Here is a 23,219-nt window from a genome sequence, read left to right as displayed (position 1 = left end):
AATCAACTTTGTCGTGATCTTAGGAAACATTTCCTTAAATTTGCTTCCGTTATAAAAAAATACAATAGTTATAAAAATCAAGCTATGTTACAAATCGCATTTATTAGAGAGAATCAGGAGAAAGTAATCAAGGCTTTAGCAAAACGAAATATCGATGCTAAAAGCGTTGTTGAAGAAGTGGTGCAACTAGACGAAAACCGTCGTGCAACTCAAGTTGAATTAGATAACACTTTAGCCGAATCTAATAAATTGTCCAAAGATATAGGCGAATTAATGAAAGCGGGTGAGAAATCTAAAGCCGCAATCTTAAAAGAAAAAACCGTTTCATTAAAAGAAAAAAGTAAAGAATTAGGCGAAAAAGCAGAAGCTTTGGCTGTCGAATTGACCCATAAATTATACACATTACCCAATCTTCCTGCAGATATTGTTCCCGAAGGAAAAACGCCGGACGACAATTTGAATGTTTTTGAAGAAGGTGCTATTCCGGTTTTGCATGAAGGCGCACAACCACATTGGGAATTGGTAAAGAAATACGATATCATCGATTTTGAGTTGGGAGTAAAAATTACCGGAGCAGGATTCCCGGTTTACAAAGGAAAAGGGGCCCGTTTGCAACGTGCTTTGATCAATTATTTTCTGGATAAAAATACTGCCGCAGGATATAACGAAGTACAAGTGCCACATTTGGTAAACGAAGCTTCAGGTTACGGAACAGGACAATTGCCAGATAAAGAGGGACAAATGTATCACTCTACAATCGACGATTTGTATTTGATTCCAACCGCTGAGGTTCCTGTTACCAACTTGTTCCGTGACGTTTTATTGAGCGAGACTGAGTTGCCGGTTTTATATACGGCTTATACACCCTGTTTTCGTCGTGAGGCAGGTTCTTACGGTGCGCATGTTCGCGGATTAAACCGTTTGCACCAATTTGATAAAGTAGAAATCGTGCGTGTAGAACATCCAGATAAGTCTTATGAAGCGCTTGACGGAATGGTAGAACACGTAAAAGATATTTTGAAAGAATTAAAATTGCCATACAGGGTTTTACGTTTATGTGGCGGCGATATGGGTTTCACATCGGCTTTGACGTATGATTTTGAAGTGTTTTCTACAGCGCAGGATCGCTGGTTAGAAATTAGTTCAGTTTCTAACTTCGAAACTTTTCAGGCAAATCGCTTGAAATTACGTTTTAAAGACAAAGACGGAAAAAACCAATTGGCACACACCCTTAACGGAAGTTCATTGGCATTGCCACGAGTTTTGGCAGGAATATTAGAAAATTACCAAACTCCGGAAGGAATCGTAATCCCAGAAGTTTTACGACCATACTGCGGATTTGATATTATAAATTAAGAATAAAAATAAAGTTTACAGTCGCAGTATTCAGTTAACGGTGATAGTTTTCAGTTTTAGGTTACACATTATAGTGAGACTACAAACTGCGACTGAAAACCGGGACTAAACATTGCGACTGAATACTTTAATAAAAGAAGCAATTATGAGTAAAGCAATTTTAAACTGGAATGTAGATCCGGTTATTGTAATGATAACAGATAGTTTTCCTTTAAAATATTATGGTGCTCTTTTTGCTTGCGGGCTTTTACTGGGTTATTATATCGTAAGAAGTATTTACAAAAAAGAACATCTTTCGCTGGATAATCTCGATAGTTTGCTCGTATATGTTATCGTGGGAACAATTCTGGGAGCACGATTAGGACATTGCTTTTTCTATGAGCCGGCTTATTTCCTGAAACACCCAATAGAAATCCTTTTACCAATTCAGAAAATAGCAGGAGTTTATAAGTTTGTTGGTTATCAGGGATTAGCAAGTCACGGAGGATCGATAGGAGTTTTGATCGCAATGATTTTATATTGCCGAAAATACAAAGTCAAATTCTTATGGATTTTAGATAAAATGGCGATAGGCGTTCCCGTTACAGGAGCTTTTATCAGATTTGGAAATTTTATGAATTCTGAAATCTACGGAAAACCAACCAACGGAAACTGGGGTGTGGTTTTCGAGAGAGACGACATGATCCCGAGACATCCTACACAATTGTACGAAGCATTTGCATACTTGCTGATTTTTGCAATGGTGCTTTATTTGTACAATTCAGAAAAAGTTAAAAAAGCCGACGGACTAATTTTTGGATATTTCCTGACGTTAATGTTTGTAGCGCGGTTTATAATCGAATTTTTTAAAGAAAATCAGGAAGCCTGGGAAAATAGTATGCCTATAAATATGGGGCAAATATTAAGTATTCCTTTTATTTTAATTGGTTTAACTTTGATAATCTGGAAATCTAAGAAACAGGTGGTGATATAAGTTTACAGTTTTCAGTCTCAGTTTACAGTTTGGATTGTGATGAAAATAAGTTTACAGTCTCAGTCTCAGTCTCAGTTTGCATTTAGATTGTACTGAATACTGAATACTGAGACTGCGACCGAGCACTGAGCACTGAGACTGATCCCGATAGCTATCGGGAGAGACTGCGACCGAGCACTGAGAACTGCGACTGAATACTGAAAAAAAAAGACTGAATTATGAAAAATATCTTTGTCTATATCGTTTTATTGTGGTCTACTGTTGCATTGGCACAAAATGAGCAATTGGCTCAATATTACTATGATAAAGGTGATTTCGAAAAAGCGAAAATCAGTTACGAAGAGCTTTTAAAAAGTTCACCATCCAATACACAATATTTTCTAAGGACGATCGACTGTTATCAGCAATTGCAGCAATTTGATGTTGCACAAAAAGTGATTCAGGATCGGTACAGCAGATACAAACAAGGCGTTTTTTTGGTAGAATTGGGTTATAATTTTCAATTGCAAAAAAATGAATCCAAAGCCAAAAATTACTACGAAGAAGCGATCGAAAGAATAAAAACCAGTCCCAATGATGTTTACGGAATTGGAAATTCGTTTGAGAAAAAAGTATTGCTCGAATATGCGTTAAAAGCGTATCAGACAGCCATGCAGATTCAGCCCAATTACAATTTCAATTTTCAAATCGGAATGTTGTACGGACAGTTAGGCAAGACAGATCAGATGATTGATCTTTTATTGACCGAATCGTATAACAACCAGCAAAACGCTAATTTAATTCAGACACAATTGTCGCGTTTCATGAATGGTGAAACGGATAATACGGCTTTTAAAGATGCAATGCGCAAAGCTTTGATCCTGCGAACCCAAAAAGATCAGGATGTATTCTGGAACCATTACTTAAGTTGGTTTTATGTGCAGCAAAAAGAATTTGGAAAAGCCTTTATTCAGGAAAAAGCCATTTATAAACGGGATCCGGAATCGCTTTCGAGCATTGTAAACCTGAGTCAGTTTGCACTCAACGAAGATGATACAGATACGGCAGAAGAAATTTTGAATTATATATTGCTAAACACCAAGGATTTAGGTTTATTGGTGCAGACCAATTCGTATTTAATGCAAATTAAAATCGATAAAGCGCAGGAAAAAGACTATCCCACGATAAATGCGCAGTTACAACAATTGCTCACAACCTATGAAATAACTCCTTTTACCTTATCTTTGCAAATAATTCAGGCGCATTTCCTGGCTTTCAATCTAAAAAAGACGGAAGAAGCCAAGGCAATAGTTAAAAAAGCTTTGGAATTGAATTTGAATGATTATCAAAAAGCAGATGCCAAGATGGAGTTGGCAGATATCTTGCTTTTAGAAGAAAAGTTCAATCAGGCGTTGATTTATTATTCGCAAATTCAGTTGGATTTACAAAATGATGTCATGGCGCACGAAGCAAGTTTAAAAGCAGCAAAAACAAGTTATTACAAAGGCGATTTTGAGTGGGCTTTGAAACAGTTTAAGGAATTGAAAGCAGCCAATACACAATTGATTGCAAATGACGCTCTTGAATATTTTTTATTGATAAACGACAATACCGTTGCAGATTCGACACAAACGGCATTAAAACAATTTGCAAAAGGGGACTTTTTGATCTATCAAAATAAAAAACCCGAAGCAATTGCACAGTTTCAAAGTATTTTAAAAACCTATAAAGGACAAGAAATAGAGGCTGTAACCTTGTTGCGATTAGGAAAAATATACGAGAGCCTGAAAGAGTATAACTCCGCTTTGAGCCAATATCAGCAGATTATTGACAATCATAGCGACGGAATTTATGTAGACGAAGCGCTGTTTTTTTCGGCAGAAATTTACAACGACGAATTACACGATATAGAAAAGGCAAAGCCTTTGTATGAAAAGGTAATTTTTAACCATCAGGACAGTATTTACTTTGTTGATGCCAGAAAAAAATACCGGGAGTTAAGAGGAGACAAGAATTTATAAGTTGGTTTAATTGGTTATTTGTTTAACCGATTAACCGAAAAAAGATTAAACAAGAATTACAAATATGATGATTTGTTTCTAAGAGTTTGAAAAAAAACTCAGTCCCAATAGCTATCGGGATAGAACCTTAGAATCTCAGAACCTTGAAAAAAAATGATTATTTACAACGTTACTACCAATATACACGAGAGCGTTCATGACCAATGGTTAAAATGGATGCAGGAAAAACACATACCAGAAATTCTGGCGACACAAAAGTTCTCTTCGGCAAGAATTGTCAGGGTTCTGATCGAAGAAGAAATGGGCGGAATCACCTATTCTGTGCAATATGTTACCGATAGCAAAGAAACCTTAGACCAGTATTATATCGAAGACGAACCTGGATTTCATCAGGAAGCGTTAGGATTATTTGCAGATAAAATGCTTTCTTTCAGAACAGAATTAGAAGTGATTTCAGAACATTAAAACAGATTGTTCGATATTTTGATATTGGATTATTAGATTTTTCGAAGATCTGATAATCTAAGAAGGCCAAGAATCTAATAGTCTATGGATCTAATAATCTAAAAAAGGAAATTATGGAAATTCGATTTCAAACCAAAGAAGAAAGTAATAAACAACAACAACAACAAGATTTTTTGAAGTTGTCTAAGGTTGAAAGGTTTTATAGTTTTTTACGATTAAGTGAGCGTATAAGCAGATTTCCTGTAAAAAATAAAGCAGATAAAAACAAAGACAATTTTGTAATTGTTATAAAATCAGAATAAAATGTCAAAGTTGTGGGATCAAAATATTGATGATTTTCCTGAAAATGTAAAACAACAACAACAAAATATATCAATAAAGTTTTCGCCAGTTGATTTAGATCTGGAACTGATAACGAAATTTTCAGTAAATAAAAGTTTTGAAGAGGCATATATTGATAGTGAAGAGATTACTGTAAATGATGAAACATTTTTGAGATGGAATGTTTTGTCTTTAGAAGATTTGATTACAAGTAAGATTAAAGCAAATAGAGCTAAAGATTTGCTAGATATTCAGCAACTTCGTGAAATAAATAAGCGGTAAATTATTAGATTTTTAAAATTTGGGATAATTTGTGTGATTTGTGGCAAAACAGAAAAAATAAAAACTTTGTACCTTCGCGTCTTTGTGGCAAATTTGACGGAACAAAAATAAAAATAACGCTTTGCGTTTTCGTGCCTTCGTGGCAAAAATAGCTTAGTGCCTTTGTGGCTAATAAAAAAGAAAATGGAAAAAGTAAAAGCCAAAAAACATTTAGGACAACATTTCCTGAAAGACGAAAGTATTGCAAAAGCAATTGCAGATACCCTGAGCTTAAAAGGATACGATGAGGTTTTAGAAATAGGACCGGGAATGGGTGTGTTGACTAAGTATTTGCTTGACAAACCAATTAATACCCACGTGATCGAGATTGACACAGAATCTGTGGTGTATTTGGGTGAAAATTATCCAAAACTAAAAGATAAGATTATCTCTCAGGATTTCCTGAAATACAATATAAACGAGGTTTACGAAAATAAACAATTCGCTATTATTGGGAATTTTCCTTATAACATTTCGACGCAAATTGTTTTTAGGACTTTAGAATTTAAACATCAGATTCCGGAATTTTCGGGGATGTTTCAAAAAGAAGTGGCCCAAAGAATCTGCGAGAAAAAAGGCTCAAAAGCGTACGGAATCTTATCTGTATTAGCACAGGCTTTCTATGTTACGGAGTATCTGTTTACGGTAGATGAAAACGTTTTTATTCCTCCGCCCAAGGTCAAGTCGGGTGTGATGAAAATGACCCGAAAGGAAGATTATAGCCTTCCATGCGGTGAAAAGTTGTTTTTTACGGTTGTAAAAACGGCTTTTCAGCAAAGACGAAAAACATTACGTAACAGTTTGAAAACATTAAATTTATCAGATGAATTGCGATTAGACACTATCTTTGATAAGCGTCCGGAGCAATTAAGCGTGGAGGAATTTATTGTTTTGACTCAAAAAATAGAAGCCGATGGAGTTTAAAATCAGCAAAGAGCTTATTAAACAAATAGCTCAACTCATCCAAGCTAAAAACAACAAAGAGCTTGAAATTTTATTAAATGACATGCATCACGCGGATTTCGCTGAAATCCTTGATGAAATTGACATTGATGAAGCAACTTATATATTTAAGGTTTTAGACAGCGAAAAAACAGCCGAAATCCTTCTGGAATTAGAAGACGATTTGCGGGAACAAATCTTAAACCGACTTTCGCCTAAAGAAATTGCCGAAGAGCTGGACGAACTGGAAACCAATGATGCGGCAGATATCATTGGTGAACTGTCTAAAGACCGAAAAGCCGAAGTAATCTCTGAACTTCAGGACGTAGAACACGCAAAAGGAATTGTTGATTTATTGCGTTACGACGAAGATACTGCCGGTGGTATTATGCACAAAGAGTTGGTGAAAGTCAACGAAAACTGGAACGTGCTTACCTGCGTGAAAGAAATGCGCATTCAGGCAGAAAATGTTTCAAGAGTACATTCTATTTATGTTGTCGATGACGAAAACAGACTTAAAGGCAGATTGTCGCTTAAGGATTTATTGACGACTTCGACCAAAACACAAATCTCTGATATCTATATTCGAAAGTTATACCATGTAAATGTCGAAACACCGGATGTCGAGGTAGGTCGGATAATGGACAAATACGATCTGGAAGCTATTCCGGTTGTCGATGAATTAGGACGTTTGGTAGGTCGCATTACCATCGATGATATTATCGACGTAATCAAAGATGAAATAGAAAAAAGAGATACTGAAGATATTCAGAAATTCGGGGGATTGGAAGCCTTAGAATTACCATACGTGCAAACCCGTTTGGGTGAGATGGTCAAAAAAAGAGCCACCTGGTTGGTTGTTTTATTTATTGGCGAAATGTTTACCGCATCGGCAATGGGATTTTTTGAAGGAGAAATTGAGAAAGCCGTGGTTTTAGCCTTGTTTGTTCCGCTTATTATTTCGAGTGGAGGGAATTCCGGTTCTCAGGCAGCGACTTTGATCATTCGTGCCATGGCATTGAAAGAGCTTACCCTAAAAGACTGGTGGTATGTAATGAAAAAAGAAATTGCATCAGGTTTTTTATTGGGTGCTATTTTGGGTATTGTTGGTTTTATCAGGATTATGGTTTGGCAGCAAACCGGACTTTACGAATATGGAGAACACTGGTTAGCGATAGGGGCGACAGTTTCGCTTTCGTTAGTTTTTATTGTTTTATGGGGAACACTTTCCGGATCTATGATCCCTTTTTTATTAAAAAGACTTAAACTCGATCCCGCAACATCATCTGCGCCATTTGTGGCAACTTTGGTCGATGTAACCGGATTAGTAATCTATTTTACAATTGCCTCTTTATTATTAAAAGGAAAACTACTCTAAAACAAGACAAAAAGAAATATATTTCTCTAACATAGTCGGCTATGTGTATTTAAAACAAGTGAAACGCCTTTTTTATACGTAAACAAAAGCTATGTCTCTATGTGTTAAAAATAATTGCGCGATATAAAATATTTGAAGCTATTAAACAACCAAAAATAAATCAAAAAACCAACCAGTAATGAAAGTACACATCATAGGAGGAGGAAATCTAGGGGTTTCTATTGCCCTGGGAATTGCAAAATTCTCTAAAAGTAATCAGGTTACGGTTACCAGAAGAAACACAGCCAGTATTCAATATTTATCAGAATACGGAATCACGGTTTCATCAGACAATAAACACAACATTCAGGATGCCGATGTGGTGATTTTAACCATAAAACCGTATCAGGTCGATACTGTTTTTGCTGAAATTTTGCCGGTAATAAAAGGTAAAACAATTGCATCTGCAGTAAGCGGATTATCGCTCGATATGCTTCAGGAAAAAACAAACAACGAATATCCCGTAATTAGGATTATGCCTAATATTGCGGCACAATTTGGAGAATCGGCAACCTGTATTTCTTTTCCTGAAAAAGACCGTGAAAAAGCCTTGCCAATCGTAGATTTATTTCAGGATTTAGGAACAGCCCCCGTTATCGACGAAAAATTAATGGACGCTGCAACCGTTCTTGGTGCCTGCGGAACAGCGTATGCTTTAAGATATATTCGTGCTTCGATGCAAGCCGGGATTGAGATAGGGTTTGATTCTCAAACGGCTCTGGCAATCGCTGCACAAACCGTAAAAGGAGCCGCCAAAATGTTGCTCGAGGAAAAAGTGCATCCGGAACAATTAATCGACCGTGTAACAACACCTCAGGGCTGTACAATAGTTGGTTTGAACGAAATGGAACATAATGGTTTCAGTTCTTCCCTGATAAAAGGAATCAAAACTTCCTTGAAACAGATTAAAGGATAATGCTAAAGAAATTTTAATATAAAAATCCCAAATTCCAATTATTGTAAAACCGGAGTTTGGGATTTTTTGTAGTTCCTAAACCCGACAGGTTTTTAAAACCTGTCGGGTTTGTTGTTTTAAAGAAATGCATTTCTCTAACATCGCTCGCTATGTTTTTTATAAACCTGAACTCGATTATAAAATGATGTCTTATCATAAGCTCCGGCGGAGCATAATATTTATAGTCAATAGATAATTTGATAAATAAAGCTCCAGTGGAGCGATATGTTTTCGCATTATTTATAAAAATATCACCCCGCTGGGGTTTTGAAAAATAAAAATGCAATATTGCTATAAATATGTCGTCCCGTTGGGACTTAATATTAAAAACAATCGAACTTAGGTATAACGAAGTGAAACGTCTTTTTTGTAAGCAAACAAAATCTATGTATCTATGCGTTAAAAATAATCCTGCGCAAAAAAAGCAAACAAAACATCTTGTAATAACTTTCGTAATAGCTTACAGCTAAAAAGCGAAAATCGCAATTTTGATTACCAAAACCCGTGTAAGATTTTGGTATTTATTTATTTTGCTTTTTTGTGTCTTTTTTCTCTCAATTATTGTGTTAAAGTTTTCGTGATAATGAAATTCGTCTAAATTTTTTAATTTTTTTTCGAAAAAATGTGAAAAAAGCATGATTCTGACTCAAAAAAACGACTTTTTAATTATAACAAAGTTTATAATTAAAACCTTAAAAATTCTTTTTTTGGGTTTTTATTCCAGTCGTATAACTCCGGTAACAATGGCAATAGAAAGCAGTTCGGTTTTTGCAAGTTCAAAGGAGTCGTAATCTTTATTGTCGCTTACAATTGTTACAAAATCATCCTTGTCAGACTTGCAAATGCGTTTGACCAATATGCCTTGTTCTGTATTAATAACATACACTTTGTTCCATTGAAAAAACGTATTTAGCGAGAGATGTTTGCAGGCAACAATATCGCCGTTGTTGTACTTGGGGTACATCGAGCTGCCTATTACTGTAATCAGGTAATCTGATCCTTTGAAGGTTGGGATCAGGAATTGTGTAGCGGTATTTTCTGTAATTTCTTTAGTGCCAGTATTATAGGCAGTCATGGTCTCTGGTGATATTAATGACAGTCCATGATCTCTAAAATAACCCGTATTGATGCTTTCTTTTGGGTTATGGTAAGTATTATCTGTATTATAACCTTGATTAGTATCAGGGCTGTTTTCTAAAAGATTTCCGTTTCCGGTTTTGATCCAGTCTTTGTTTAAGGTAGAATTTAAACGGCACAGGCGGTCAACAAAATCGGCAGGCAGGTTTACTATTCCGTTGATTACTTGAGAAAATGATGATTTATTTGAATATCCTAATAGTTTTCCAACCTCCTCCTGATTCTTTGCGACACCTAAGCTTATTAACGCTTTTAGAGCTATTTTAACCCTTTGTAAATCAGCCATTTCTGTCTTTATTGTGCGAAATTTTCTATTTTTCTTGTTTTATTATAAACTTGTTTATATCTTTGCCCAAATTGTTTAAAATAATTCAGGCTATGGATAAAAGTAAAACAAAATATTATAAATCCTATGATCCAAACATTTTGGAGGCATTGTTTTTAAAACATGCAGTTTCGAAATACTACATAAGACAAAGCATAAACGGATCAGTACAAGGAACCACACCGGATAACATCAAAAGAGATTATCTGATAATGGAAAGAGCGAATAAGAATACGGTGTTTAACCTTATTCAGGAAACGCTCCATTAATTATTAATACCTAAAAGCAATATGAAGCAGACGATCTATTATTAGTGATGCACAACAAAAAAGCTTTTTAAATACCACAACAAAACGCTGATTACACCTGCCCGGAAAAAGTTACAACTATTTGCCTTTTACACCAATACAAATATCCTGCATATAAGTAACTTATTTATTCTGACGCTCGTATACTACTAGGTTCCTACCCTTATAATCCTATCAGGCACGTTTTAAAAAAAAGATCTTTTGGTGCCCTTTTATTCTACTACCAGCCCAAGACACCCATAAAACATTTTGCAACAAGACAAAACACAACTGCTGTTTTGCCTGTGCTGTATTTTTCTACAATTTAAGCATTAACATCACAATCGAATACCTAAAAAAAAGTATTCTTGAGGTGTTTTTTAATGGATTTTTTTGTCTCAATAGTAAGACAGTTTGATTTTTAAATCATTTAAAAATTTGAAACAATAACGCATAATTTGAAACTATTGAGAAGGAATTTGAAACTATAAAGGATGATTTATTTTAAGGAATAAAAATACAAAAACACAATAAGACAAAACACAGCGGCTGTTTTGTCAATGCCGTATTTTGTAACAATTGAAACAGGTACTGTATAAGCGAATACCTATAGCAAGGTATTCAGGAGGTATTTTTTTAATCCGGAATGCTGTGCTTTTGCGCAGGATTAGAAAAATATGATTTTCAACCCTTTAAAAAATTGAAACAATGAGGAGAAATTTGAAATAATAAACCAGAATTTGAAACAACAAACCAGAATTTATTTGAACACCTAAAAATACATAACCATAAGATAAAATACAGTTGCTGTTTTGTCTGCGCTGTATTTTTTCGACAATTAAAACAGTAACCATACAATCGAATACCTAAAGCAGGTTATTCATGAGGTATTTTTTTGAGGAGTCCTTTTTTTGACACGGAATTAAAAAAATGCGATTTGAAATCATTTAAAAATTTGAAACAATGAAGAAAAATTTATTTTGTAAGGGGCTTATTTTGATAGCCCTATTATTCTCGATAAACATCGAGGCGCAAATGACCATAGGGGGCAAGAAAGCCCCGGAGCCATACTCGGTTTTAGAGTTAGCCAACAAAGGCGGTCTGCGACTGCCGCAAATGACCACGGCACAGCGTAACGCTCTGGGCGCTACGGCACTTGATGCCAAAAGTCATGGTCTATTTATTTATAACACCACCACTACCTGTATCGAATACTGGGACAGCGTTCGTTGGGTAAGTTTATGCGACGGAACCTCGCAAACGGTACTGTCACCTGCACCTTGTACAACCGTAAATGCAGATGGTACGGGTTGTGCGTCGACTTTTACCGCTACAGATATCGATTGCCCCAACGGGCCGTATGATATTGCTATCGTAACCGGAAGTGAATATGCAACATTGTCTAATGTAGATTATGCCAATGGTTCTTTTGGGATTGTATTTAACGAAAATAGCTCAATAAACGAACATACGGTACTAATACGTGTTACGAGTTCTTGTACTGCGATGTACAAAGAATTTTTGTTCAGCCAGAAAGGGGTCGACTGTACTGCTCTTACTTATGCAGTACCAACTATTAGCCCGGCTACGGCAAATTTAGGTTTGTGCGCCGGTGGTGCAGTATATTTATCAGTTCCGGCAAACACGCCAAATCTGGATCAATTGATCTGGACCCGTAATGGTGTCGAGGTAGCCCGTGGTGTTTCTAAGTTTACAGCTACTATCAGAGGGAAATATAATGTGTCTATGGCAGCGGCGGGTTGTAATGTAAATATTGCCAATGAACGCAATGTTACAGATTCCGGTTCTACTATATCAAGTAGTACTTCGATATTTTCCAGTAATAATGGTATACTCTGTGGTACCAACTCTGTTACGCTCACTGCAACTGGCAGTACCGGTACTGTGTCCTGGTTTCATGACGGAAAAGAGGATGGAAGAACAGGAGCTACAGTAGTTTTAACAGGTGATAATAGTGTAGGCGAATGGTTTGCTGTAAGCAAAGATGGTACCTGTTACTCTATGCCATCCAACAGTGTTTTGGTAACCAAAAGTGGTGCTACAGGACAAGTAGCTGTTAACCCGAACGATGTTCTGGTAAATGGGGTTCCCTTAAATACCTTTAATTCGTTTTGTATGGGCGGGTTACTGGATCTGGTGGTAAACAACAAACTACCCGGTGTTACTTATACATGGTACAACGGGAACGAAGTTATTAGCAGTAACCCGTTTGTGGTACCCAATACACAAAGTAATATTTCGTTGCGTATGATTGCTGCGGATAATAGCGGGGTCAATTGCCCGGCAGAAGCAAGTGTAGTAGAAAAAGCAATTACAGGCGGTACTGCCCCTGCTCAACCTAATATTACGGGTAACAGCACTTTGTGCGATGGTACTACAGATCTTACTATTGTACCGGCAGTAGCAGGTACCTATACGTATACGTGGTACAAGGACAATGCAAAAATGCCGGATACAACACCTACGATTACGGTAAACACACCGGGGGTTGTCTATACTGCTACGGTTACCAATGCTACAGGTTGCGTGAGTGAGATGGCAGTAAAAGTAATTGCGGCAAATGTATCGAGTATCCCTAAACTTACGTGGCAGTCGCAAACCACTACGGCAACTTTTGGGGCAAAGGTTACTCTGCAAACCGCTATCGAGTTTGGTCCTGCACTAACCTATACGTGGGCGGCTGATAATGGTGCTACTATTGTGGGGTCAACTAGCAGTGTTACCATACAAATGCCAGCAAGTGGTACAGATGGAGTTACTGTAAATGTAACGGTATCTGCCACTAACAATTGCGGCAAATCTGAGGTCTTGTCATTGCCTATCGTGCTTAATAATGCGTGTCCTGCACCTGCACTTGCAGCGCAATCTGCTCTATCGCAAAACGTCACCGCAGGTTCAAGTATTACGGTAGCAGTAACCGGAACAAAACTTAATACCCCAACGTACCAATGGTACCTTAATACCACAGCCAGTACTACCGGTGGTACTGTGCTGCCGAGTGCGACACTTGCTTCTTATGCTTTTAGTCCTACAGTAGCCGGTACTTATTATTTATATTGCATCGTGACCAATGGTTGTGCAGGTAATTTTACAGCCGTTTCGCCTGTATTTACAGCTATTGTTACTGCCAATCCTGCGGTTTTGCCTATTGGTACCGGGGTATTGGCAGGCAGGACTTGTTTTGATGTTGCAGAGAGCAATGACAACGCAGGTTGCGGTTTGCTGACCATGCGTAAAGCCCTGGTAACGATGGCTGATTTTAATCAGACAGCCACCAATACACAAACCTATACTTTTACACCAAATGGTACCGTAAGCAAAGTGCGTTTTGTGTATGTAGAATCTTTGGGTGGTAGTATTGTTTCGTCGTTTGTAAATAATGGTGATCCAGCAGCAGTAAACATCTCTACACCTGTTACTGCTACAATAGTTTATAAAAGCAATTTAAGTTCTGCTAATGGTATAGTGGGTACTGCCAATGGCAAGAGTACTACAAATGCATTTACATTGGATGTATTTGTAATATATAATAATAATGCAGCAGGAACCGGAGTAGATGTACAACAAAAATTGACAGTCTCTATTAAAGATTGCAGCTGTTGTGGTGCTTACATTGCACCTAATACGTTTAGAGTTTTTATGTGTCATAACCTTGGTGCCGATGTGACTAAGGATCCTTTTACACCATCGGCGGCTATAGGGGGAGATTATTATCAATGGGGGCAATTAACGCCTAGACTAAAACAAGGAGCTAGTACTGATGCCGTTTCAGGATGGACTTCTACTGTTCCTGCAGACAGACCAGTAAGCAACTGGGGACCTGCGCCCAAAAAAGCAAATGATCCATGCCCATCAGGTTTTCGTATTCCTTCGCAGGAAGAATTTAACGGATTGAATGCAAATAATGTAATTACGGGAATTGGAAAGCGTAGTTCTAGCGATTCTAATTATTTTGATTTTAATGGAGTTTTAGCAGGTAATGCCGGATATAATTATGGAGGATCACTTTTTTTTCCTTTAAATGGCTCACGAATTCCGATGAATGGAATGTCTTCCTTTAATAATCAGGCAAATTATGGGGGAGTATGGCTCAATAATGGATTGGCTACTATTTCAAGTACTTATGTCAGCAAGGTGTATCCGGGATCCACAGGCTATCAAAATGCGGCTTATGCAGTACGTTGTATGTCAGAAAACTAATATTGAACATTTTAAAATATAACAATCAAGGCAGGAGCTCAAAACTCCTGCCTTTTTTTGTACCTGATTTTTTTTGCGAGTTAAGGGATACAAGTTTATAGTAAAGTTTATCAAGTGGTACTTAATTTTTTTTAACGCATAGAATGCTTGCTATGTCAAATAATATGTTTTATCCGGGTTAAGTTTTGGTACGATCAAGAATATATTTGAGATAAACAAAGCCAAAAATTCCGGAAAGGACAGAAGCGATCAAAATGGCGATTTTAGAAAACACAATAGTTTCAGGATCTTTAAACGCCAGAATCGTGATAAAGATTGACATGGTAAAACCAATGCCGCCCAACATTCCTGCGCCCAGAATATGCGCCCATTTCAGGCTTTTGGGTAAAGAACATAATCCGGCACTTACTCCAATAGAAGAAAAAAGTAAAATTCCCAGAGGTTTTCCAACCACTAAACCCAAGATGATTCCAAATGTATTAGGATGATTCAGCCCTTCGTGCCAGTCAGATTCAATAGCAATGCACGTATTTGCAATGGCAAACAATGGTAAAATAAAGAAAGCAACAGGTTTGTGCAAAAAGTGCTGCAATTTGTACGAAGAAGAGTTTTCGCCGCCATCGCCAAACGGAATAACAAAAGCCAGTATAACTCCGGTAATTGTAGCATGAACGCCAGAGTTTAGCATGAAATACCACATGACAACGCCTCCAATTAAATAGGGAATAAGGTTTTGAACTTTCATTCGATTCAAAATAAATAAGAATACCCAGATTCCAAGAGCAATCGCAAGATTTGTAAATGCGATCGAAGTGGTATAAAAAATGGCAATTACGATAATCGCACCCAGATCGTCGATAACTGCCAATGCCGTTAGAAACACTTTGAGCGATGATGGAACTTTTTTGCCTAAAAGCGACAAAATACCTATTGCAAAAGCAATGTCCGTCGCCATTGGAATCCCCGCCCCGTTTTGAGTGGCGGTTCCAAAATTTAAAGCCAGAAAAATGGCAGCCGGAACCAGCATTCCGCCAAAGGCAGCCATAATAGGTAAAGAAGCATTTTTGATGCTCGATAATTCGCCGTGATAAATTTCACGTTCCAGTTCAAGACCAATCAACAAAAAGAAAATCGTCATTAAACCGTCATTAATCCAGTGTGTGATCGAATGTCCGTTGATGTCTTTTTCCCAAAAAGCAATGTACTCTGTCTGAAAGGAAGAATTGGCGAGATACAGCGATAGGATCGTGACAAAGAGCAGGAGCAATCCGCCTGATTTTTCGTTATTAAAAAAGGATTTAAAAGTCTTGGTTAATTTCATTTTAGAAAGGTTTCTGAAGAGTTCAAAAGACAGAAATTCATCGAAAGAGGATGAAGCTTAGTATTTTCAAAGTTAAAGAAAATCTGAGCAATAAAAAATTTTGAACTTGTTGGTTTTGCTTTTGTTCCTTTTTTTAATCTCGCAATCCCGATAGTTATCGGGAGCAGAGGCGCAAAGGTTTTGTCAGAAATGACGATATTGTGTTTAAACTTGGCGGCTTTGTGTGAAATTTTTTCAGTCATAATTATCTAAAGAAAGCTTAACTTAATGACATTGAGCTAAAGCAGAAGGTAATTGAAAACAAAAACTTTGCGATTTCGCGTTTACATATTTCTCCACAACATTTTCTCTTGATCTATTTAACCACACGCTAAGATTTACGCAAAGGTTCGCAAAGTTTCAATCTCTAAAATTATAACCGCATTTAAACATAGCCCGAGGTTTCAGCCTTGGGACACAAAGTATATGCGATCATATATTGCGCCCCAAGGTTGAAATCTCGGGCAATGCTTATAAAATTATATGCAAAAAGGTTCGCAAAACTTAATTTATAGCTTTGCGAACCTTTGCATAAATCTTAGCTCCTGATATCTATCGGGATTACGAATTTTGAGTTTTTACAAAACCTCTGCTTAAAAAAACTTAGCGCTTTTTCGTGTTTCACTTAGTTAAAATACACAGAGGTGGATATGTGAGAGAAATGTGTTTCTCTTTGTTTTCTTTTTTTTGATGCCTAAAAGCTATGTCTCTATGTGTTGAAATTTTTTGCAACATACCATAGAGAATTAACCGTATTTTTGTTTTTATAAAATTTAAAAGGAATGAGCATAAAAATTCTTCATATCGACAGCAATCATCCCATTCTTTGGGAACAACTGGAAGAGGCTGGTTTTGAAAATCACGCTGACTTTAAATCTTCAAAAGAAGAGATCGAAGCCAAAATTCAGGATTATAACGGAATCGTAATCAGAAGTCGTTTTAAAATCGATAAAACCTTTCTGGACAAAGCTGTCAATTTGCAGTTTATTGCCAGAGTTGGTGCGGGTTTAGAAAGTATTGATTGTGATTATGCCGAGACAAAAGGAATACACCTTATTGCTGCTCCCGAAGGTAATCGCAACGCTGTTGCAGAACATTCGCTTGGTGTAATTCTGTCACTTTTTAATAATTTAAATCAGGCCGATGCCGAAATAAAAGCCGGACACTGGAATCGCGAGAGCAATCGTGGTCATGAGCTCGACGGAAAAACAGTTGGGATTATTGGTTACGGAAACATGGGGAAAGCTTTTGCCAAAAAACTTCGTGGTTTCGATGTAGAAGTTTTGTTTCATGATATCTTAGAAAATATTGGGGACGAAAATGCCAGACAAGTTTCATTGGAAGAATTACAACAAAAAGCAGATGTTTTAAGTTTGCATCTTCCGTGGACTCCGGAAACAGATAAAATGGTTAATGCTGATTTTATAAATGCGTTTTCTAAGCCATTTTGGATTATAAATACTTCGCGTGGTAAAAATATCGTTACAGCAGATTTGGTCGAAGCCATGAAGGCTAAAAAGGTTCTTGGGGCAGGTCTGGATGTTTTAGAGTATGAGAAATTATCTTTTGAGACCCTGTTTCAGGATAATAACACACCAGAAGCTTTTCAGTATTTACTGCAAGCTCAAAACGTGCTGCTCACGCCGCATATTGCCGGTTGGACGTTTGAAAGTCACGAAAGACTGGCGCAGGTAATCGTCGATAAAATCAAGGTAATCTTTCTTTAAAATATTTCAGAATTTGTTTGGATATTAATAACAAGTCTTTTCTGTAGAATAAAGTTATTTAGAATTAGTTTTTATAAGTATTTTTTTTTAATATTGTTTCAAATTTTAACAAAATTTTAGACAATAAAGGAGTAGCCGAAAATCCTAAAAGAGTAGGCGTTAACTAATTAATTTTATTTATTATGATTGAATGGTACAAAAAAGTGGTTTTTGAGAACTACGCAAATTTTGACGGAAGAGCAAGAAGAAAAGAATATTGGTTGTTTTTTTTAACAAACATTATAATCAGTTTTGTCTTAGGTTTCGTACTTGGACTAATTTCACCTGGTGTAGCATTATTTGGAAATCTTTATAGTTTAGCAGTATTAATTCCTGGAATTGCAGTAGGTGTTAGAAGAATGCATGATGTTGGAAAAAGCGGATGGTTTTTATTGATCCCAATTTACAACATTATCTTAGCTTGTACAGAAGGAGATAAAGGAGCAAACGTATACGGTCCGGATCCTAAGAATGAATTTAATGAAATCAACGAAATCGGAAACGTTGAATCATAATATTTAAATTTAAAAAAAGATGGAGAATTCAAAACCGGAAACCTGGAACACACCACCAAGTGTGCAACCGGAAAACAAAAAAATTATTGCGGGTGTATTAGGGATTATTTTTGGATACTTAGGAATCCATAAATTTGTTTTAGGATACACAAAAGAAGGCGTAATTCAACTTGTTTTAAGTATTGTTACCTGCGGTGTTGCAGGTATAATAGGTTTTATAGAAGGAATAATTTATTTGACAAAAACCGACGAAGAGTTTTATCAAACCTATCAGGTGGGTAAAAAAGGCTGGTTCTAAATCATACTAAAAACCATTCGCCGCGGCGAATGGTTTTTTTTATTTATGGCTCGTCCTGAAAGCGATACAGATTATGAGATAAAAATAATTAATTAAACAGCTGCAAGAACATTTTTGCAGCTGTTTTTATTTTAATGCAATCTTTGGTTCATGAGCAGAATATTGTTCGAAACGCGCTCTGAAAGAGCTTTGGCAATAGCATGGTGCGCAGCGCCATGAAATAAAGAGTGATTTTTGTTTTAGCCCTGTAGGGGCGAAAGGATATCCCCAAAGTATATGTTCCTTATATTATTTATTGTAACAAAGACAAAAGTTCTTCTATGAATTTAGAATAAATTTGCTTTTGCCCTTTCAGGACAATAATCCTGGTTGATTTAGTTCATAGTGCGTTGCACTATGTTTGTGCTTTTGGGCTTTCAGCCCATTTTTTAAATAGCTAGACGTTTGCTTACATTACATTAAAAGGTATTAAATAAAATTATACAAAATGAAAAACCATTCGCCGCGGCGAATGGTTTTTTCATTTTATATCGGTTGCAATTAATCTTCTTTCTCAGATAATTTGCGTTCTAATTCTATTTGAAACTCTTCGATAACCGGTTTCATAGTGCTTTCCGGAATATCTGCGATTCTAATGTACATTAAACCATCTATTGCGTTATTGAACAAAGGATCGACGTTGAAGGCGACAACACGGGCATTTTGCTTGATGTACTTTTTAATTAAAACAGGCAAACGTAAATTTCCCGGTTCTAACTCGTCAATGATCTTGTCGAATTTGTTTAAATCTGATTCTGCTTCATCAAAGATAAAATCTTTATCAGCATCTTTCAGTTTTACTTTATACGCTTTTTTAGGGTGAATGTATTGCGCAATATAAGGATCATAATAATTAGACTTCATGAACTCAATCATCAATGATTTCGAAAAATCTGAGAACTGATTGCTAATACTCACGCCACCCAATAAATATTTATGTTCCGGATAACGCAACGTAGTATGAATAATACCTTTCCATAAAAGGAACAAAGGCATTGGTTTTTGCTGGTATTCTTTGATGATAAAAGCACGGCCCATTTCGATCGATTTGTGCATCATGTCGTGCAATTCAGGTTCGAATCGAAACAAGTCATTCAGATAAAAACCTTCAATTCCGTATTTTGGGTAAATTTCAGAACCCAATCCCATACGATAAGCGCCGGCAATTTTTTTGGTTTCATCATCCCATAAAAACATGTGGTGATAATATTGATCAAATTTGTCTAAGTCAATCGATTCATTGGTTCCTTCGCCTACTTCACGGAAAGTAATTTCGCGTAAACGTCCAATTTCGTGCAAAATATTAGGGATAGATTTTGCTCTGGCAAAAAACACCTCATAGTTTTTACTTTGCAGTAAACGACAATCGCTGCCTCTTAGCATATTTACCTCGTCAATCATTTTGGATTCACTTGCAGGCGTTACGATTTTTTTAGGCGCTTTTGGTATTTTTAAACTTGCCGTATCCAGTAGTTTGCTGTCCTTTTCGAAAGGATTTGCCAACATATAGGTTTTCTTTCTCAGAAATTCTGAGTAATCTTCAAACGATTCAAACTCATTTTGCTCGTTTACAGAAATTGGTTTCCCAATACGAACTTTGATTACACGGTCTTTTTGCGTTAACAATTCCGATGGTAATTTTGCCGTTCTTAAAGTATCATCAATTTTAGAAAGCCAATAGAATAATTTACTGTTTTTGGCATGAAAATAAATCGGTACAACCGGAACTTTAGCTTTTCTAATCAATTTTAGAGCCCCTTCTTCCCACGGTTTATCAACCACTAATTTTCCGTCTTTATAAGTCGAAACTTCTCCGGCAGGAAAAATACCCAACGGTTTACCATCGCTTAAGTGACGTAATGTTTCTTTAATTCCAACCACGCTCGATTTTGCATCCTTATGATTCTCAAAAGGATTAACGGGCATAATGTATTTTTTAAGCGGAACAATACGGTGCAACAAAAAGTTGGCAATAATCTTGAAGTTAGGTTCTCTTTCAAGCATTAATTTCAAAAGCAAAATACCATCAATTCCTCCAAGCGGATGATTTGAAATCGTAATATAAGCACCATCTTTAGGTAAACGTTTTAGATCTTCTTCGGGAATTTCAAATTTAATTTGCAATTCATCCAATACTCCGTTTAAAAACGCCAGGTCTTCTAAATGTTTATTATGATCGTAAATTTTATTAAGGGTAGAAATCTTAAGGACCTTCATAAGAATCCAGCCTGAAAAAGTACCAAAAACTCCGTACTTGTCAACATTTATTGCCTTTGCAACTTCTTTCGCGGTAACTAAACCCATGTACTATTTTTAATTTATTAGAGCAGCGAACAAAGATAACAAAAAACTCTACTTTTCGCTGTTTCAAACACAAACTTTCCACTTTTTTATTACATTTGAAATCCAAAAAAAAACACTGATGAAAATTATTTCTTATAATGTAAACGGAATACGTGCCGCAATAACCAAAGGCTTTATCGATTGGTTGCAACAAGCAAATCCTGATGTTATTTGCCTTCAGGAAATAAAAGCAACGCAGGAACAAATTCCTGTAGACGACATTACGGCTGCGGGTTATCCGTATCAATACTATTATCCGGCGACCAAAAAAGGATATAGTGGTGTGGCTATTTTATCTAAAATAAAACCCAATAATGTGGTTTATGGAACAGGAATTCAGCACATGGATTTTGAAGGGCGTAACCTTCGTGCAGATTTTGATGATTGTTCTGTAATGAGTTTGTACCTTCCGTCAGGAACTAATATAGAGAGGTTAGACCATAAATTTATGTTTATGGATGATTTTCAAACCTATATTAATGAGCTCAAACAAACCATTCCAAACCTTATTATTTGTGGCGATTACAACATTTGCCATGAAGCAATCGACATTCATGATCCGGTTCGTAACAAAACTGTTTCCGGATTTCTTCCGGCTGAACGGGCCTGGCTTGACGGATTTATGAAATCTGGTTTTGTCGATAGTTTTCGCCATTTCAACAAAGAGGCACATCATTATTCCTGGTGGAGTTACCGCGCCGGAGCCAGAGGAAACAACAAGGGCTGGCGTATCGATTATAACCTGGTAAGCGACTCACTGCAACATCGTTTAAAACGTGCCGTGATTCTTCCGGATGCCGTACACTCTGATCATTGTCCGGTTTTAGTCGAGATCGAATAAAAGTGGTATTGTTCTTGTTGAGGGAATAGCAGTTTTAAAAACAAAGAGGCAGTTAGAACTCAGAATTTTAATTGTCAGGAGCTGTTTCCAGCTATCCGCTATATCTTTTCCTGTCCGCCGCCGCGAACAGGAAAAGGATGCCGCTTCTATCTGGGCTAGACTTTTCGTTAAACAAGAAATTTTAGAATTATTAATACCCTCCAAATAAAAAACAGTATGATTAAAAAGGCCTCCATCGGATTACTAGTTGTCGCTATGTCTATGACTTCATGTGTATCCAAGAAAATTTATAATGATCTTGAGACAAAATATTCAGATCTTAAAAAAGAAAATCGCTCGATTACAGATCAAAATGCCGATTTGCAAAAATCAAAAAATCAGTTAGAATTAGATCGTGATGCTTTGACAAAAGATCTAAACGCTACAAAAACAGATCTTGAGAAACAAAAAGCAGATCTTGCCGCGCAACAAAAAAAGTATAAAGTCCTGCAGGATTCTTACAATGCATTAGAGAAAAACAGCAACGATGCATTAGAAAGCAACATGGCAAAAAACCGTGAATTGCTGGCACAACTAGAAGCAAAATCTAAAAAATTAGCCGACGAACAAGCACGTTTAGACAAAACCGCAAGTCGCTTAAACGAACTTGAAGCCATGATTGCTGCCAAAGAAGCTGCCATGAAAAAACTAAAAGAAACTTTGTCTAAAGCCTTAAACGGTTTTGAAGGTAAAGGTTTAACAGTCGAACAAAAAAACGGAAAAGTATATGTTTCTATGGAAAACAAATTACTTTTTAACTCCGGAAGCTGGGCTGTTGGAACAGAAGGTAGAAAAGCAGTTGTAGAACTAGGGAAAGTATTGGGTGATAATCCGGATCTTTCGGTTCTTATCGAAGGGCATACAGATGATGATCCTTATGCCGGTTCAGGACCAATTGCAAACAACTGGGATCTGTCTACAAAAAGAGCTACAGCAATTGTAAATATTTTGAGTGAGAATGTCAAAATCAACAAACAAAAATTAACAGCAGCAGGTCGCAGTGAGTTTTCTCCGCTTGCAAGCAATGCAACTCCGGAAGGAAAAGCTAAAAACCGCAGAATCGAAATCATCCTAACACCAAGATTAGACGAGATCGCAGAAATGCTTAATAGTATTAATTAAGGTTTTTAGGTATAAAGTTAAAAAGGAACAAAGTTACAAAGGTTCAAAGGAACAAAGGCTCAGAGTTTTACTTTGAGCCTTTTTTTGTTTTTGTTGTTTTCTGCAAGGTTTTCTAATGCTTGTAGTAATTGATGATAGTATTGTTAGAATCGGGTGTCGTTCCTATGGAACTTTAT

Annotated in this window: 19 protein-coding genes; 16 read left to right on the top strand and 3 right to left on the bottom strand. The window is 36.6% G+C overall.

Annotation, left to right across the window (positions count from 1 at the left end):
- The first annotated feature begins 84 nt into the window (after positions 1-84).
- The 9 genes from serS (at position 85) to proC (ending at position 8,711) form a co-directional block, all read left to right on the top strand.
- Positions 85-1,356, top strand: a complete 1,272-nt coding sequence (gene serS / locus B0A64_RS12440) for a serine--tRNA ligase (protein ID WP_089479844.1) — start codon at positions 85-87, stop codon at positions 1,354-1,356.
- Positions 1,357-1,501: 145 nt separating this feature from the next.
- Complete coding sequence (gene lgt / locus B0A64_RS12435) at positions 1,502-2,329, top strand: prolipoprotein diacylglyceryl transferase (RefSeq protein WP_089479843.1); 828 nt, start codon at positions 1,502-1,504, stop codon at positions 2,327-2,329.
- Positions 2,330-2,547: 218 nt separating this feature from the next.
- On the top strand, positions 2,548-4,329 hold the full coding sequence (locus B0A64_RS12430) for a tetratricopeptide repeat protein (protein WP_089479842.1): 1,782 nt from the start codon (positions 2,548-2,550) through the stop codon (positions 4,327-4,329).
- Positions 4,330-4,482: 153 nt separating this feature from the next.
- Positions 4,483-4,794, top strand: coding sequence for a DUF4286 family protein (locus tag B0A64_RS12425; RefSeq protein WP_089479841.1), 312 nt, complete (start codon positions 4,483-4,485; stop codon positions 4,792-4,794).
- A 113-nt stretch (positions 4,795-4,907) separates the two neighbouring features.
- Positions 4,908-5,096, top strand: a complete 189-nt coding sequence (locus tag B0A64_RS12420; RefSeq protein WP_089479840.1) for a hypothetical protein — start codon at positions 4,908-4,910, stop codon at positions 5,094-5,096.
- Position 5,097: 1 nt separating this feature from the next.
- Positions 5,098-5,397, top strand: a complete 300-nt coding sequence (locus B0A64_RS12415; RefSeq protein ID WP_089479839.1) for a DUF6036 family nucleotidyltransferase — start codon at positions 5,098-5,100, stop codon at positions 5,395-5,397.
- 183 nt (positions 5,398-5,580) lie between these two features.
- A complete protein-coding gene (gene rsmA / locus B0A64_RS12410; RefSeq protein ID WP_089479838.1) occupies positions 5,581-6,360 on the top strand; it encodes a 16S rRNA (adenine(1518)-N(6)/adenine(1519)-N(6))-dimethyltransferase RsmA in 780 nt (259 codons plus the stop codon).
- Positions 6,350-7,756 carry a magnesium transporter gene (mgtE, locus tag B0A64_RS12405; protein WP_089479837.1) on the top strand — a complete coding sequence of 469 codons (1,407 nt, stop codon included), beginning with the start codon at positions 6,350-6,352 and terminating at the stop codon, positions 7,754-7,756. Before rsmA ends, mgtE begins: the two co-directional genes overlap by 11 nt.
- Positions 7,757-7,934: 178 nt before the next feature.
- On the top strand, positions 7,935-8,711 hold the full coding sequence (gene proC, locus B0A64_RS12400; RefSeq protein WP_089479836.1) for a pyrroline-5-carboxylate reductase: 777 nt from the start codon (positions 7,935-7,937) through the stop codon (positions 8,709-8,711).
- A 754-nt stretch (positions 8,712-9,465) separates the two neighbouring features.
- On the opposite strand, the gene B0A64_RS12390 is transcribed toward proC, so the two are convergent.
- Positions 9,466-10,173 (bottom strand): S24 family peptidase, encoded by a 708-nt coding sequence (locus tag B0A64_RS12390; protein WP_089479834.1) that lies wholly within the window; start codon positions 10,171-10,173, stop codon positions 9,466-9,468.
- Between the two features lie 92 nt (positions 10,174-10,265).
- Here B0A64_RS12390 and B0A64_RS12385 point away from each other — a divergent pair, with 92 nt between their 5' ends.
- A complete protein-coding gene (locus B0A64_RS12385) occupies positions 10,266-10,481 on the top strand; it encodes a hypothetical protein (RefSeq protein ID WP_089479833.1) in 216 nt (71 codons plus the stop codon).
- A 981-nt stretch (positions 10,482-11,462) separates the two neighbouring features.
- Positions 11,463-14,720, top strand: coding sequence for a hypothetical protein (locus B0A64_RS12380; protein WP_123875915.1), 3,258 nt, complete (start codon positions 11,463-11,465; stop codon positions 14,718-14,720).
- 178 nt (positions 14,721-14,898) lie between these two features.
- Here B0A64_RS12380 and nhaA read toward each other — a convergent pair whose 3' ends face one another.
- On the bottom strand, positions 14,899-16,041 hold the full coding sequence (gene nhaA, locus B0A64_RS12375; RefSeq protein WP_089479831.1) for a Na+/H+ antiporter NhaA: 1,143 nt from the start codon (positions 16,039-16,041) through the stop codon (positions 14,899-14,901).
- Positions 16,042-16,862: 821 nt separating this feature from the next.
- Here nhaA and B0A64_RS12365 point away from each other — a divergent pair.
- The 3 genes from B0A64_RS12365 (at position 16,863) to B0A64_RS12355 (ending at position 18,659) form a co-directional block, all read left to right on the top strand.
- Positions 16,863-17,807, top strand: coding sequence for a 2-hydroxyacid dehydrogenase (locus tag B0A64_RS12365; RefSeq protein WP_089479829.1), 945 nt, complete (start codon positions 16,863-16,865; stop codon positions 17,805-17,807).
- A gap of 182 nt (positions 17,808-17,989) precedes the next feature.
- Positions 17,990-18,361, top strand: a complete 372-nt coding sequence (locus B0A64_RS12360) for a DUF805 domain-containing protein (RefSeq protein ID WP_208863535.1) — start codon at positions 17,990-17,992, stop codon at positions 18,359-18,361.
- Between the two features lie 19 nt (positions 18,362-18,380).
- Positions 18,381-18,659 (top strand): TM2 domain-containing protein, encoded by a 279-nt coding sequence (locus B0A64_RS12355; protein ID WP_089479828.1) that lies wholly within the window; start codon positions 18,381-18,383, stop codon positions 18,657-18,659.
- A gap of 540 nt (positions 18,660-19,199) precedes the next feature.
- On the opposite strand, the gene B0A64_RS12350 is transcribed toward B0A64_RS12355, so the two are convergent.
- Positions 19,200-21,002, bottom strand: coding sequence for a GNAT family N-acyltransferase (locus tag B0A64_RS12350; protein ID WP_089479827.1), 1,803 nt, complete (start codon positions 21,000-21,002; stop codon positions 19,200-19,202).
- Positions 21,003-21,120: 118 nt separating this feature from the next.
- On the opposite strand from B0A64_RS12350, the gene B0A64_RS12345 reads away from it, so the two are divergent.
- Both B0A64_RS12345 and B0A64_RS12340 read left to right on the top strand, forming a co-directional pair.
- Positions 21,121-21,882 carry an exodeoxyribonuclease III gene (locus tag B0A64_RS12345; RefSeq protein ID WP_089479826.1) on the top strand — a complete coding sequence of 254 codons (762 nt, stop codon included), beginning with the start codon at positions 21,121-21,123 and terminating at the stop codon, positions 21,880-21,882.
- A 216-nt stretch (positions 21,883-22,098) separates the two neighbouring features.
- Positions 22,099-23,043, top strand: coding sequence for an OmpA family protein (locus tag B0A64_RS12340; RefSeq protein WP_089479825.1), 945 nt, complete (start codon positions 22,099-22,101; stop codon positions 23,041-23,043).
- The last annotated feature ends 176 nt before the right edge of the window (positions 23,044-23,219 follow it).

Origin of the sequence: Flavobacterium araucananum, assembly GCF_002222055.1 — a bacterium.
Lineage (GTDB): Bacteria > Bacteroidota > Bacteroidia > Flavobacteriales > Flavobacteriaceae > Flavobacterium > Flavobacterium araucananum.
Note: the sequence above shows the minus strand (reverse complement) of the source record. Positions and strands in the feature narration are given on the sequence as shown.